Source organism: Bartonella sp. MR30HLJHH, assembly GCF_042194195.1.
Taxonomy (GTDB): Bacteria; Pseudomonadota; Alphaproteobacteria; order Rhizobiales; family Rhizobiaceae; genus Bartonella; species Bartonella grahamii.
On the sequence record NZ_JBHIMO010000006.1, the window covers coordinates 1 to 15,589 of the forward strand.

The following is a 15,589-nucleotide window of genomic DNA, read 5'->3' on the forward strand; positions in this document are numbered from 1 at the left end:
GTCAAGAAACGAAGCAGCAAAGATAAAGGTCTTACAGAAAAAGAACAACAGCTTCTTCACGAGATGATAGAGACCTACCAAGGCTTAAAGATGATGTCACGCATTATGAAATTGATTGCCTTCATTATCTTTATGTTTATTATCGGTTTTGCTCGCTTTATGGATACTCTAGAAAGTATCTTCTCACACCTCAAAAAGTGGCTAACAAAAAGTTGAAAAACTTTTTCTTTAAGAAAAAAAATAATATTAATGATAAGTTACACTATGTTTAACTAAGCTAAATAATGTAGAATCATTAAAATTCTTAAAGAGGAAATATTATGAGTGAAAAAAGTGACTTATAGCAGCTAAAGTAGATATAAATCTAAAAAGCGCATTTATGGCTATAGCTGAAATAAAACACCGTCCAGCATCTCACATTTTACGTGATCTTATTCGTGTGTACGTTGAAAATAATAAGATACTCAATAAAGAAACGCTTGAAATTTTTCATAAAACCGATAGCAATGAAGATGTTTTTTATGCTGAAAATATTGCTGATTTGATTAAGCAACTGGATATCTGATTATGCTTTCAATGAGTTATTCAGGAAAGTTTAAAAAGGATGTAAAACGAGTAAAAAAGCGTGGAAAAGATATGCGAAAGCTCACAGAAGTTATGCAACGTCTAATTCATAAGAAGCAATTTTTATCTATTTTAAATGATCATACATTACAAGGAAATTAAAAGCCTTGTCGAGATCTTCATATAGAACTCGATTGGTTATTAATTTATATAGTTGATGAAAAACGCGTCCATTTTGATAGGACAGGTACGCATTCAGATTTATTTAAGTAAGAAGTTGATTATACCCTTAAAAAAAACTGATTCGCAATAATTGAGAGGCATGTCACAAAATCCTATTACCTAACCTTTATTTACGAATCCCTCATGTTTTTAAAATATAATAAAAACAAAATACTAAATAAGGGAAAAATAAAACGGTGCCCAGACGCGGATTCGAACCACGGACACGCGGATTTTCAGTCCGCTGCTCTACCAACTGAGCTATCTGGGCATGCTTCATAAAAAACATAAAGCGTTTGCGGTTATAACATTAAAATTTTCTCTGTCCAGTCATCAAGAGAAAAATAATTGATTTTTTAATAAGTTTATCTCCCTATTCTAGAGAGGTATCAATGAATCTTTATCATAAAATAAATTTGATAGGTATATTGGACGCGTTAATGTATTGTTTGGAGAATGCTGTCTTATCGTGGTGATGATACAAAAAAATAAAATAATCAATCGAGAAGCATGATTAAGAAAGATTTTTTTATAAAGTTTCCGTGAATTTTAAGCATACGAAATAATAGAAAATATTTTTGACTTTTTTCTAAAAAGATTATTGATTAGTCTTTATAATAATTTGTTTTTCTTTATAAAGAAAGAAAGACATCTAAAAGGGGAGAAATAATGATAATGTTACAAAAACCAAGCAGTCGTCCCAATAATACTAATTTTTCTTCAGGTCCTTGTAGCAAACGGCCTGGTTGGAGTCTTGATGTTCTTAAAAATGCATTAGTTGGACGTTCGCATAGATCTAGAGAAGCAGAATTAAAACTTGCTGAAGTTATTAATTTAACTCGTGAGATTCTTGAGGTTCCTTCTGATCATCGTATAGGAATTATGCCAGGTTCAGATACCGGTGCTGTTGAGGCTGCTCTATGGTCTTTATTAGGTGAGCGTGGCATTGATATGGCGGCGTGGGAAAGTTTTGGATTTGGGTGGAATAAAGATGTTGTCGAGCAATTAAAGCTTTCTGATGTGCGCCGTTTTGAAGCTCCTTATGGTGAAATACCAGATTTAACACAACTTGACTTTGATCGTGATGTTGTTTTTACATGGAATGGGACAACTTCTGGTGTGTGTATTCCTAATGCAGATTTCATTCCCCATAAGCGGGCTGGATTGACCATTTGTGATGCAACATCTGCAGCTTTTGCGCAATATCTTGATTTTTCAAAATTAGATGTTGTTACTTTTTCATGGCAGAAAGTTTTGGGAGGTGAGGCTGCGCATGGTATGGTGATTTTAAGTCCTCGTGCTGTTGAGAGGCTTGAGAATCATGTTCCAGCTTGGCCTATGCCTCAACTTTTCTATATGACAAAAAATGGAAAATTGAACGAAGATATTTTTAAAGGAAAGATAATCAATACACCTTCTATGCTTTGTGTTGAGGATTTTCTTGATGGATTGAAGTGGGCAAGATCTCTAGGAGGTGCAGCGGCATTAAGAGCACGGGTGGAGAAAAATTTTTCTGTACTCGATGCTTTTGTTCGCAAAACACCATGGTTAGAATATTTGGCAAAAGATCCTGAAGTGCGTTCTAACACCGCTATTTGTTTAGATATTGTGGATCCAGTGATTACTGCTTTGGATACGGAAAAGCGAGTATCTTTCATAAAAGCGGTTGTGAAACTTCTTGATGAGGAAGGAGTTGCTTATGATATTGGTTCGTATCGCGATGCTCCTCCGGGGCTTCGAATTTGGGCGGGTATAACAATTGAGGCTTCCGATCTTGAAATTTTAACACAATGGCTTGAGTGGGCGTTCCAAGTTGAAAAAGCACAGCTTTAAATAATTACTGGTGTTTTTCACAATGTGTTTCTAAACAGAAAAAGGATACGAGAGATTATGATGGTCTTTCGTATTCTTGTATCAGACAAACAGCTTCTAAATATTACATGAATTGTAAAAGATTAAGAGGAGGAAAGAGTGCTTTGTCAGGTGTTGGATATGCACAAATTAAAATCTCTAATTTTTTTACTTTTTGTAGCAAAAATGACATAAAATATTTTGGTATTTGCTTATCTTTATTATCATAAATTTGAAAATTTAATCACTTGAAGATTGAGAAAAATCTGAAATGAGGAGTCGCACTTGCTCTAAGGTTTCGTTATAAAGAAGTGTTTGTTTTTGAATGCTGGTTTTTTGACCAAACACGACGGAGAAAGTTATGGCCAATGTAGTTGTTGTCGGTACACAATGGGGTGATGAAGGCAAAGGTAAAATTGTAGATTGGTTGTCTGAGCGAGCAGATATCGTGGTGAGATATCAGGGGGGGCATAATGCTGGCCACACATTGGTTATTGATGGAGTTAGTTATAAATTATCACTTTTACCGTCTGGTTTAGTGCGTGGCAAGTTATCAATTATTGGGAATGGTGTTGTAGTTGATCCTCATCATTTTGTTGCAGAATTAAAAAAACTATGTGATCAGGGTGTAAAAATCACACCAGAAATTTTACGTATTGCTGAAAATGCTCCTTTGATTCTTTCTTTGCATCGTGATCTTGATGCAATTCGAGAAAGCGGTTTATCTGGTTTAAAGATTGGTACAACAAAACGTGGTATTGGACCGGCTTATGAAGATAAGGTGGGACGTCGTGCTATCCGAGTGATGGATTTAGCAGAAAAAGATACACTTATGGCTAAGATTGAGCGGCTTTTGAGGCATCATAATGCTTTGCGTCGTGGGATGGGTGTTGCAGAGATTGATTCTCAAGCGCTTTATGATGAATTGATGCAAGTTGCGGATAAAGTTTTGCCCTTTATGGATTGTACGTGGCGTCTTTTAGATGAAGGTTATCGAGGAGGGAAACACATTCTTTTTGAAGGGGCGCAAGGCGCTTTACTCGATAATGATTTTGGAACTTATCCTTACGTAACATCATCGAATACAGTTGCTGGGCAGGCATGTACAGGTTCAGGGATGGGACCTAGTGCAATTCATTATGTTTTGGGTATTGCAAAAGCGTATACCACACGTGTTGGAGAAGGGCCTTTTCCTACAGAGCAGATAAATGATATTGGTGAATTTCTGGGAGTGCGTGGGCATGAATTTGGTGTTGTAACGGGTCGAAAGCGTCGATGTGGTTGGTTTGATGCTGTCTTAGTCCGTCAGATGGTAGTAGTTTGCGGTGTTCAAGGTATAGCATTGACAAAACTTGATGTTTTGGATGGTTTGGATGAAATAAAAGTTTGTATTGGTTATGAGCTTGATGGTAGAAGGATTGATTATTTACCTTCTTCTATGGGAGCCCAAGCCCGTGTGAAGCCTATTTATGAAACATTAGAAGGTTGGAAGGAAAAAACAGCCCATGCATTGAGGTGGGAAGATTTACCGATGCAGGCTGTTAAATATATACGCTATATTGAAGAACTGATTAACACAAAAGTGGCTTTACTATCTACGAGTCCAGAACGCGAAGATACTATTCTTATCACAGATCCTTTTGCAAATTGATTATTATTTTTAGATTTCCATATAGATCTTTTGTTCATTTCTATATCTTTTAACAAAAAGAGTTTTTAAGAGTATGTGAAAGAAAGGTGTAAAATGACATTGTTTATTTTTCATATTCATTTTACATTATGACGATAGTTGTACCAATATAAATGATAATAAATTTATGAGCTTAAAATAAAGCTGTTTTAGCCTGAGTGCTAGGGTTTCTTTGCTTAGTTTAAGAGAGATTATAGAGGAAATGGTAGATTTCGTTGGAATCTTAAAAAAGGCAATTAATGCACAAAATAATGTTACACTACAAGTGCGTAAGCGGATTTATAAACGGGCTATCAAAACACTAGAATATCAATTTGTAACAGCAAAAATACCACAAGCAATAGCAGATGAACAAAGAAAGATTCTTCATAGTGCTATTGCAAGTGTTGAAGAAGAATATTTAGCAGTTGAAAAGAAGCTGCTTTCTTCAGTTATTGGGTGGAATCCCACAAATATAAATGAAGATAAGAAATATACAAAAAAAACTATATTACCAAAGAATAATGAATTTTCAGTGGTAGACATAAAAAGAAAGCAGGATTTTGTTACACATCCAAAGGATAGCAAGTTATTTGATGAGCCTTGGGTATCAGATATACCAGATGCAGAGCCTGTTAATATGGAGGCTGATGTATCTTCTCAGCATGTTAATAGCTGTGTGGTAAAGATTTCTTCGTCGCAAGAAGATAATCCTCATATTGTTTCGCATATTTTTTCTCAGGCTTTACGTCGTGCTAATAAATCATTGGTGCAAAGGCGTATTGTGATAAGTGCTGTTTCTGTTGTTAGTTTTGCTGTTTTAACTATTGGTATTTTTTTTATTGGTGGGCGTGTATTTGTATCAAATGATCATCAGGTGTTAGGAGAAAATCTTCAAGTTTCTCACGAAGTGCCAAAGACACTTTCAGTTAAGAGAAAGTTAACACAACGTTTATTAGAGGATGGAAGTGAAATTGATGTCGGTTTAAAACAAGCGACAGATTCTTCGGATAAAGAAGGAATCTCAACCGTTGTTTCCAGCAATTTGCAATCGCTTGATAAATTAGGGGAAGCTGTTTTTTATCAAGCACGTACAAATTATGATGCAGAAAAGATAGCAACCGGAAGTGTTCGCTGGACGCTTATAAAGGAGTCTTATGTGAAGGGGGCTCCAGAAGAAACAGCCATACAAGGTGATATAACAATTCCCGATGAAGGGCTATCATTACGGTTAATTTTACGTCGCAATACCGATCGGTCATTTCCTGCTGCATATATTATGGATCTTATTTTTATTCTTTCTGATAAATTCTCAGGTAAAGCTATAAGCAGTGTTCAAGCATTAACCTTTAAAGCAAGTGAACAATCTATAGGGCAGCCTTTAGTAAGAACTATTTCTACAAAAATTAATGATGATTTTTTTCTTGTTGCATTGAGTGGTAATCATCCATTTCTTGATCGAAATCTGCAATTGATGCGAGAATTAGATTGGATGCGTTTAGTGTTAACGGATAAAAACGGACGTATAAATGAATTAACCTTTGCGAAAGGACCAACAGGTGAGTCTATTTTCAATAAAGTTATTGGACAATGGCTTGCACAACAAGATAAGTTAACAGTTCTTGGTCAGAAAAATAAAACATAGATGTAAATAAAACAAAAGGTTATTTTTCGATATCGATTTTTATTAGTTATATTAAACACGCTCAATAAAACTATACACTATAACTCAAAGGAATTCTACAGACTAATTTACAAGTACAAAGCCAATATATGCTTTTCTCATTTCTACTTTAAAAATGCGCAAACAATTGGCTTCATACCTAATTTTAGAGTTTTATACTTGACTTTGAGATAAAGCAGAATCTCTGATAGAATTTTGCACTTTTTCAAATGCACGCATTTCAATTTGCCTTACTCGTTCTCGACTAATGTTAAATTCACCAGAGAGTTCTTCTAGAGTTAATGGTATATCGTTTAAACGACGTGCTTTGAATATACGTTTTTCACGTTCATTGAGATTGTCCATGGCATTTATAAGCATGGAACGACGATTCTCCAATTCACTTTTTTCAATTAAAACTTGTTCTTGATCGTTAGATTCATCCACCAACCAATCTTGCAACTCGCTGTTTTCCCCTTCTTTTGTACGAAGGGGTGCGTTGAGCGAAGTGTCACCACCAAGTCGGCGGTTCATTGATATAACTTCATCTTCTGAGACATTCAACTGAGTTGCAATTTCTTTTACTTGTTCTGCATTGAGATCACCGTTATCAAGTGCTTGAAGTTTACTTTTTAATTTACGAAGGTTAAAAAACAAGCGCTTTTGATTAGCTGTTGTCCCCATCTTCACCAAACTCCAAGACCGCAACACATACTCTTGGATTGATGCTTTAATCCACCATATTGCATAGGTTGCAAGACGAAAACCACGTTCTGGCTCAAAACGCTTAACAGCTTGCATGAGTCCAACATTGCCTTCTGAAATGACTTCCCCAATGGGAAGTCCATAGCCGCGATATCCCATCGCGATTTTAGCTACGAGACGCAAATGACTGGTTACCAGCCTATGCGCTGCTTTTAAATCATTATGCTCACGGTAACGTTGAGCTAACATATATTCTTCTTTTGGATCAAGCATTGGAAAACGACGCACTTCTTCCAAATAACGGTTTAATCCGCCATCGCCTGTGGTTACTGATAACAAATTCATATGGGCCATAATAGCACCCTCCTTTTGTCTGAATTCCCTGATAAGGCAAATTCTATGTTTCAGATAGTAATACCTGTGTACGTTTACTTTAGCATATTTTTCAATTTTGTTCAAAAAAAGATATTTTATTGTGAAATCTTGAGAAGGAGAAAAGTTTCAATTCATTTTTTTTAAATGCTTAATAAGTTTAGCCATATCTTGAGGTAGTGGTGCGGAAAACGACATAACTTTACCGGTAGAAGGGTGTTCAAAAGTGAGACTTGCGGCATGAAGTGCCTGTCTGTTGAATTGATCGATTGCATTTCTAATAGTGGGGTTGAATGCGTTTGATTTTGTTTTAAAAGCGTTTCCATAAACTATATCGCCTATGAGTGGATGCCCAATATGAGCCATATGAACACGGATTTGATGGGTGCGTCCAGTTTCCAAGCGACATTCCAGAAGGCTAGCAAAAGATGTTGAGTCTGCATGAGAGCCATATTTTTCTAGCAAAGAAAAATGTGTAACAGCATGACGAGCATAAGGGTTTTGCTTATGGATAACAGCTTGCTTTGTTCGGTTGTGGGGCGAACGGCCAAGTGATGCATCAATTGTCCAAACATTGCGGTGAGGTGTCCCCCAAATCAAGGCATGATAGCGTCGATCTAATGCACAGGTACGTCCATGATCAGAAAATTGAGCACTGAGACTTTTATGAGCCAGATCATTTTTTGCAACAACCATAACACCACTTGTATTTTTATCGAGACGATGGACAATGCCGGGGCGTTTAACACCACCTATACCAGATAAACTATTACCGCAGTGATAGATAAGGGCATTAACCAACGTACCGGTCCAATTTCCATTGCCAGGATGCACAACAAGACCTGCTGGTTTGTTAATAACAATGATATGATCATCTTCAAAAAGGATGTCCAATGCAATAGCTTCACCACTAGGTTCTGCATCACGAAGGTCAGGCATTGCCAATTCAATTATTTGCTTAGGTCTTAATTTTGTTTTTGGTTCTTTTATGAATTGACCATCAATTTGAAGATAGCCTTCACGGATGAGGGTTTGCAAACGCGAACGTGAGAACACATTATGATATTGTTTTGCTAGCCACTGATCAAGACGTTGCCCAAGAGCACCTTCATCCGTCATTTTTTGTATTACCATACGACTCCTATTAAGTTTTTAATAAGATTTTACCAGTACGAAATTGCTTTACTATCGAGAAATTCTTTAATTCCCCAATGTCCCCCTTCACGGGCGCGTCCAGAAAATTTTACACCTCCAAAATAGCTTCCACTGGGTAATCCATGTCCGTTAACTTCTACCATACCAGAGCGTACTTGTGCCGCAATACGACGACATTTGTTGCGATCTTGTGATTGAATATAGTTTGTAAGACCATACTCAGTGTCATTCGTTAAAGCGACAGCTTCTTCTTCTGTATTAAAAGCAAGAATCGAGAGAACTGGACCAAAGATTTCTTCTTTGAAAATACGCATATGAGGTTTTACATCAGCAAAGACTGTTGGACGGACATAATAACCGCGTTCAATTCCTCTTGGTAAACCAGTTCCGCCTGCAACAAGAGTTGCACCATCATCAATTCCCGATTGGATAAGATCTTGAATTTTATCATATTGTTTTTTTGAAACGACGGGACCAATATGATTTCCTTCTTGGCAATTTGGTCCTACTTTTGTTGTTTCTGCAATATCTTTAGCTATTTTTATGGCTTTGTCATAGATGCTTTGTTCCACAAGCATACGAGTCGGTGCATTACAGCTTTGTCCACTATTATAAAAGCAATGTCGCGCACCACGTTGAATAGCATCTGAGTCGGCATCAGAAAAGATAATATTCGCTCCTTTTCCCCCAAGTTCTAGACAGACTCTTTTTAAAGTAGCGCTAGCATTTTTAGAAATATCTTTTCCTGCTCTAGTTGAACCAGTAAAGCTAATCATTTCTAGATCTGGATGTGCTGAGAGGTAAGAGCCGACAGTTTCACCATCACCATTGATTAAATTAAAAACACCGGCAGGGAGAGCGGCTTCATCTAAAAATTCAGCAAAAAGCATAGCAGAAAGAGGCGCAATTTCAGAGGGCTTTAATACCATGGTACAGCCAGCCAAGAGAGCAGGGATAACTTTAAGAGTTACTTGATTCATGGGCCAATTCCATGGCGTAATTAGTCCTACGACGCCGATAGGGTCGTAGTGAAGAATTGCTTGCTCATTTCCCTTTATTAAAGTTTCTTGGAACGAGAACTCTTTATAAGCTTCGATAAAATTGCGAATGTGGGAACTGCCAGTTGCGGTTTGCGCATTAAGTGCCATATCAATCGGTGCTCCCATTTCCATTGAAATGGTTTTTGCCATGTCTTTAGAACGTTTTTCATAGATATTTAGAATTTTTTCAACGAACCCAAGACGCTCACTTGGTGACGTTGTTTTCCATTTTTGAAACGCTTCTTTAGCTGCGTTAATTGCTTTATCGGCATCTTCTGTACTTCCAAGGCTAATGACAGCACAAGCCTCTTCTGTTGATGGATTAATGACGTCAAAATCGTGAGGAGTGCTTGGGTCATTCCATAGACCATTGATATAAAATTTCCGTTTATTAAACATAACTCACTCCCTTTTTTCTATTTGTGTTTATTTAATTATGATTATCTTAGTCTAAGCCGTTTTAAACGAGGATAACAAGGGTAATCTTATAAAAACGCGAGAAATTAGATTGTATCATGATAATTGAGCATGGAGAATTCAACAGAGCAATGCTTATATACCTATTTGTATTATTGGGACTAATTGCTTTTATGAAATGGGAGAGAAAGAGAGTTATAGACAATTTTCCTGAAGCTTTTTTATCATGAAGTTTTCTTCAAAACAAATGAAATACGAGCTTTATGACATCATAAACGAAACAATTTATATCGTAAATATGCAGAAGGGAGATTATGAATATGCATTATGGCATTATTTTTTTCATTAAAAAGTAACCATCAGCAAAAGGTTATTAACCTTCGTATGATAGTTTCTACGAATTCTTTTTGAAAAGGTTATTTTTCTCATTGCTATAAATTTGTTGGGTGCCATGCATAATTCGAAAACAAAATCTATTTCTACGCCTTCTTTTTCTGATGATGATACGAAAGGTGCATCAAGAGAAGATTTATCTGTTAAGATTACTGAGATATTTCCTTATCCGGAAGTATGGAAAAAGGCATTTACCCTCGGAAAAAATGTCCGTTTCACGCGAACCCCAGAAGTTGAGATTTTGCGTCGTCGTATAGAAACAGATCCAGTTTTTGCAAAGCAGTTTAAAATTTTTACGAAGCAAGATCAAAAAAAAATTACAGATACAGATATTGTACGTTGTAACAAGAAAAAAACAAGCGTTTCATCGACAAAAAAAGTCATTAATCCTCAATCAATAGAAAATAAAACGTCGGTTTGTCATTCAACAGTTTTGAAGCAGTTGTCACGACAAGTTACTCGTATACCATCAGAAAATATCCCACTTGAGGAGGGTAAACAAGAGCATAAATTACAAGTAGAAAATGTGCTACAAAAAATGAATCCTGCTTGGCATCTTTCCGATGATGCATTTTTTGAATGCATATCTTTGATCTTTGAACATATGGATACTCAAACTTCAAAAGGGGATCAAACATCGATTGACACGACAAATGAAATTACATCTGATATCCCTTCTGTCTTTGATGAGTCAATAACTGCTCTTTACCGTGTTCTCGAATACCGTTTTCCGCAACTCTATGATTCAATTACATCGGAATCTCCAGCGGAAAGGATGCGAGGCGTTGAGCAAATTTCTGATTTAATGCATACGAATAATGATATTACTAAAGAATGTCATTCTAAGCTTTCTGTTGAAGATTCCGCTCATATGTTAAGTAATGCAAGGGCGTTAAACAATACTGAGGCACTAAGCGATTCTGAGGCTAGTATAGAGACGAAAAAAACCAATAATATTGTCGATTGCATAACAAAGAATGTTACACCAAATTTAAAAGATTTGTCTGTGATGCAAGCAAATGGTAAAACGAAAATATTGCAATCTACCCGCGTGCCATTAAGCAATTATGATTCTGCTTTTATGCAAAATATTCAATCTATTGACAGTGATGTTTATGAGTTTCCTCCGATCAATTTATTACAGGAACCTGTTTTTCATGAAGATACGATGATTCCTCAGGAAACATTGGAACGCGGTGCTGGTTTTTTGGAAAGTGTTTTGGAAGATTTTGGCATTAAGGGTGAAGTTATCCATGTACATCCAGGGCCAGTGGTTACAATGTATGAATTTGAGCCTGCTGCGGGTGTAAAGTCATCGCGCGTTATTAATCTTTCTGATGATATTGCGCGTTCTATGTCTGCTATTTCTACACGCGTTGCTGTTATTCCTGGACGGAATGTTATTGGGATTGAGTTACCTAATGCGGTTCGTGAAACCGTTTATCTACGGGAATTAATTCAAACACGTTCTTTTCGTGAAAGCGAATTTAAACTTGCTCTTGCTTTGGGGAAAGGGATTAGTGGTGAGCCGGTCATTGTAGAATTAGCAAAAATGCCTCATTTGTTGGTTGCAGGAACAACAGGATCAGGCAAGTCTGTAGCAATTAATACAATGATTTTGTCGATTCTTTATCGTATGACACCAAAACAGTGTCGTTTGATCATGGTTGATCCTAAAATGCTAGAGCTCTCTGTTTATGATGGCATTCCACATCTTTTAACACCTGTTGTAACAGATCCTAAAAAAGCGGTAACAGCTTTAAAATGGGCGGTTCGTGAAATGGAAGAGCGTTATCGCAAAATGGCTAAGTTAGGTGTACGTAATATCGATGGTTTTAATGCACGCGTTGCACTTGCGGCTCAAAAAGGTGAAACGATCATGTGTACTGTACAGTCGGGTTTTGATAAGGAAACAGGAGAAATGCTTTATCATGAAGAAGCTATGGATCTTACGCAGCTTCCTTATATTGTTGTGATTGTTGATGAGATGGCTGATCTCATGATGGTGGCAGGGAAAGAAATAGAGAATGCCATTCAGCGCTTAGCACAAATGGCGCGTGCGGCTGGTATTCATCTTATTATGGCAACGCAGCGCCCTTCTGTTGATGTTATCACAGGGACAATTAAAGCGAACTTTCCTACCCGCATTTCCTTTCAAGTGACATCAAAAATTGACAGTCGTACGATCCTAGGTGAACAAGGTGCTGAAACGCTTTTAGGTCAAGGAGATATGCTTCATATGGCAGGTGGGGGACGTATTGTACGCGTTCATGGACCGTTTGTCTCTGATGAAGAAGTTGAATCCATTGTTGCACATCTTAAACTGCAAGGAAAACCTGATTATTTAGCAACCGTCACGGATAATGAAGACGATAACAAAGAGGATGCTTCTGCCGATTCAACGGTTGAAGTTTCTGAGGGAGAAAATTTTGATGAAGAGGGAGAGGAGCTTTATAATCAAGCTGTAAAGATTGTTATGCGTGATAAAAAATGTTCAACATCTTATATTCAGCGCCGACTTTCAATCGGCTATAATAAAGCAGCTTCTCTTGTTGAGCGGATGGAAGAAAAAGGCATTGTTGGAGCCGCTAATCATGTGGGAAAACGTGAAATTTTACTCAATGCAGGGAAATAAAAAAGCACATTAAAATGTGCGATTTTTAAAATGTTTGACAGTTATTATTTAAATAGCGAATGCTTGTTTTATTTTTTCAAAGCAGATGTGACCATGTATTTATTATTTATAATAATATTAAAAAATTGAGTAGAGAGTAATAAAGCAAAAGCGATCTTTTAACTGCTGATACCAAAAGGGGAGATATTTTTAAAATTTCTAGATGATCTAGAATGTAAAGAAAGTAAACAAATCTTTATATGAGAACAGATAATTTTTGTTCTCTTTTCTGATTGCAGAAAAATTCTTTGGTTAAATAATGCAGTGGTATATTTTTTGTTTTCTCTTCTATAGCGGTTCTGATGAAAGAAAGGTTTTTTGGGGATTATGGAGAGCATCATAAGAAGAGTATCCAATATGCAAGTTTTGTTGCATTGGGTGCTTTAAAGCACTGTGCTAAATTTGTTATTATTTGATATTATTGGCCAAGAAAGGTGTTCTTACGAGAAACTTGAAAAAGAAATTTCATTTCTATTTTTATAATGCAATATATTGATTTATAATGATAATTTATTTCAATAAATATTGAATGAAATTTTCAAATATCGTAAGATTTTCTCATTTCAAATCTGTTTCTGTTGAAACAATTAAAACCATTTTCTTGCGTATCATAATAATGTAGGGGTAAAAAAGTTAAAAAAAGAAATAAAAATGCCGCTTATGAATGCCTTCAAATGCCAAGAACTATTGGTAACAACATTAGGGGGTAAAATTAGTATAATGATGGTTCTAACCAGCTATTTTATAAGCATAAAAATGTAATGTGCAATGCCTTGCTATCTGTTATGGGGGACTTTACATTATACCATTTACGGATGCCGTCGTAAAATAAGCTTGGGGAGCTTGGGAGATATCTTTTTAAAACAGGCACATGAATGCGTAAAATAAGTGTATTCTTTTTGAGTACTATTTATGCGAGGGAGATGTTACCATTATTGTAACAAGATTTGTTACAATAATGGGTGAATAAGCAACAGGAGTCGGAGGATTCTTTTTATTCTTGTTTTGTTGATGAAACAGTCAAAATTTTGCTACAGACAATTGATATGAGATATCAAGTTATTTTAACCAGAACAGGTAATTGTAAACAAATTAGCATTATTCATTTGAGAGTAAATCCAACACTTTTTAGTTTTAGTTATGCCATTAAAAGCAGATGAATTGAAGTTAAATACAAATGAATTAAAATGTCAGCAAGAAGCTTTTCGTTTTACACCAGAGCTTTTGCCTCGGCCTTTTACGTGGGAAATCGATCATAATGGTTTATTTTGTGAAGTCTCAAAAGAGCTAGCTGAAGTTGTTGGTCCTCTCTCTTCCTCTATTTTAGGATGTAGCTTTCATGAGCTTGCTCATCAATTTAATGATGATCGATATCTGGTTCTCAGTCATTTTATTGAAGCTGCTATGCCTTGGAGTAAAGAGATTGTTCAATGGCCTGTTGATGGTTGCTTACAATGGCTTGATGTTGAGTTGTCGGCTTTGCCAATTTTTGATGTTAAAAAGCAGCTTAAGGGGTTTCGTGGCTTTGGTGTTTTAAAAATACGAAAAAAAGTCCAAGAAAAAAGAGATGAAAAGCTGAAAACAGAAATGCCATGTCTTACGGAGATAGAACGCTCAGCTTTTCATGAAATTGCAGAGAAATTGCGTGATGAATTGAATTCATCGGTAAAAGAAAAAAATTTAGTTGAAGAAACAGCTATTCAGTTACCATATACACAAACATTGCCGGTAAATGCTATAGAACAAGCTCTCGTAAAAGAGCCCGCAGCAGTTTTATCATTGTTGGATACAGCAACAGATGGTGTTTTATGGTTGGATGAAGAGGGCTTTATTCAATCAGCAAGTAGGGCAGCCTTAGCATTAATGGGTTATGAAATAAATGAACTACGAGGACAGCCACTCTCTTCATTATTTACTTTGCAAAGCCGATTTTTCGTTGAAAAATATTTTAAATCAATCCGTGTGGAGGGGAAAAATCAGGTTTTAAATCGCAGAGAAACAGCTGATTTAATGACGAAAAATCATAAAAATATAACCGTTTTGATAACGATTGTATTTTTGGCACAGCAAGGCAATTATGCTGTTATGTTGCGTGATAGGACACAAACAGTTCCATCAGGAGAAAAAAAAGCAGAAGAGGATAAAATTGTTGGGGTTGTTCATGAAATACGAACACCTTTGAATGCTCTTATTGGTTTTGCAGAAATTATGAGAGAAGGCCGTTTTGGTTCGATAGAAAATGAGCGCTATCGTGGATATTTACGCGATATTATTTCCTCTGGAAAACATATATTATTGCTGATTAATCAATTACTAGAGTGCTCGAAGATAAATTATTCTGGCTCCAATAACCAGATTGATTCTTCCATTATTTCTGAAACATTTGATGTGATATCTTGTTTACGTGCGACGATAGCTTTTCTTGAAACTCAAGCCAATCAGAACGGCATTATCATGCGCATTGTTGCTCCACCTCACGTTCCATTTATTCCTGTATCACAACAAGTGTTTCGCCAGATTATATGGAATCTTCTTTCCAATGCTATTCGTTTTACACCTTTGGGTGGACAGATTATTGTTCACGTTTCTTATAGAAAAGAACGTGTAAAAATTTCAGTGAGTGACAATGGTATAGGGATGAACGAAGAAGAGATTGCACAGGCACTGAAACCTTATGGTCAAGTAGAGCGCAAAGATGGGCGATCTGGAGATAGCGCTTTTATAGGAACAGGTTTAGGACTCCCAATGTGTAAAGCAATGGTGGAAGAAAGAGGGGGACAATTTTTATTGTTCTCAAAACCCAATCATGGAACAACTGTGGAAATGTTTTTTCCTCGTGTTCCATGATGTAAATCTTGCATAAA

10 protein-coding genes, 1 tRNA gene and 1 pseudogene are annotated in these 15,589 nt (G+C 36.3%); 8 read left to right on the top strand and 4 right to left on the bottom strand.

What is annotated here, in order from left to right; translation table 11 throughout:
• The 3 genes and pseudogenes from ACFIKR_RS04880 to ACFIKR_RS04890 form a co-directional block, all read left to right on the top strand.
• Positions 1–216 (top strand): hypothetical protein (locus ACFIKR_RS04880; protein WP_375659060.1); only part of this gene is annotated, 216 nt, incomplete at its 5' end.
• 163 nt (positions 217–379) lie between these two features.
• Positions 380–565 (top strand): hypothetical protein, encoded by a 186-nt coding sequence (locus tag ACFIKR_RS04885; RefSeq protein WP_375659061.1) that lies wholly within the window; start codon positions 380–382, stop codon positions 563–565.
• An 11-nt stretch (positions 566–576) separates the two neighbouring features.
• Positions 577–837, top strand: a pseudogene (locus tag ACFIKR_RS04890) (type II toxin-antitoxin system YafQ family toxin).
• Positions 838–984: 147 nt separating this feature from the next.
• Here the strand turns inward: ACFIKR_RS04890 and ACFIKR_RS04895 are convergent.
• A tRNA-Phe gene (locus ACFIKR_RS04895) sits at positions 985–1,057 on the bottom strand.
• A gap of 398 nt (positions 1,058–1,455) precedes the next feature.
• Between ACFIKR_RS04895 and ACFIKR_RS04900 the strand changes: the two genes are divergently transcribed.
• The 3 genes from ACFIKR_RS04900 to ACFIKR_RS04910 all read left to right on the top strand — a co-directional run bounded on the left by ACFIKR_RS04900 (position 1,456) and on the right by ACFIKR_RS04910 (position 5,951).
• Positions 1,456–2,619: a phosphoserine transaminase gene (locus tag ACFIKR_RS04900; RefSeq protein ID WP_375659062.1), complete on the top strand. Its 1,164-nt coding sequence runs from the start codon at positions 1,456–1,458 to the stop codon at positions 2,617–2,619.
• A gap of 379 nt (positions 2,620–2,998) precedes the next feature.
• Positions 2,999–4,288 (top strand): adenylosuccinate synthase, encoded by a 1,290-nt coding sequence (locus ACFIKR_RS04905; RefSeq protein WP_375659063.1) that lies wholly within the window; start codon positions 2,999–3,001, stop codon positions 4,286–4,288.
• Between the two features lie 241 nt (positions 4,289–4,529).
• Entirely contained in the window at positions 4,530–5,951 is a 1,422-nt protein-coding gene (locus tag ACFIKR_RS04910) for a hypothetical protein (RefSeq protein ID WP_375659064.1), read from the top strand.
• A 192-nt stretch (positions 5,952–6,143) separates the two neighbouring features.
• Here the strand turns inward: ACFIKR_RS04910 and rpoH are convergent, their stop codons facing one another.
• From rpoH to ACFIKR_RS04925, 3 genes are all read right to left on the bottom strand, one after another.
• Complete coding sequence (rpoH, locus tag ACFIKR_RS04915) at positions 6,144–7,028, bottom strand: RNA polymerase sigma factor RpoH (protein ID WP_375659065.1); 885 nt, start codon at positions 7,026–7,028, stop codon at positions 6,144–6,146.
• 147 nt (positions 7,029–7,175) lie between these two features.
• Positions 7,176–8,180 carry an RluA family pseudouridine synthase gene (locus ACFIKR_RS04920; protein ID WP_375659066.1) on the bottom strand — a complete coding sequence of 335 codons (1,005 nt, stop codon included), beginning with the start codon at positions 8,178–8,180 and terminating at the stop codon, positions 7,176–7,178.
• A gap of 29 nt (positions 8,181–8,209) precedes the next feature.
• Positions 8,210–9,640, bottom strand: a complete 1,431-nt coding sequence (locus ACFIKR_RS04925) for an aldehyde dehydrogenase family protein (RefSeq protein ID WP_375659067.1) — start codon at positions 9,638–9,640, stop codon at positions 8,210–8,212.
• 469 nt (positions 9,641–10,109) lie between these two features.
• Between ACFIKR_RS04925 and ACFIKR_RS04930 the strand changes: the two genes are divergently transcribed.
• Together ACFIKR_RS04930 and ACFIKR_RS04935 are read left to right on the top strand one after the other, a co-directional pair.
• Positions 10,110–12,686, top strand: a complete 2,577-nt coding sequence (locus tag ACFIKR_RS04930) for a DNA translocase FtsK (RefSeq protein ID WP_375659068.1) — start codon at positions 10,110–10,112, stop codon at positions 12,684–12,686.
• 1,179 nt (positions 12,687–13,865) lie between these two features.
• On the top strand, positions 13,866–15,572 hold the full coding sequence (locus ACFIKR_RS04935) for an ATP-binding protein (protein ID WP_375659069.1): 1,707 nt from the start codon (positions 13,866–13,868) through the stop codon (positions 15,570–15,572).
• The last annotated feature ends 17 nt before the right edge of the window (positions 15,573–15,589 follow it).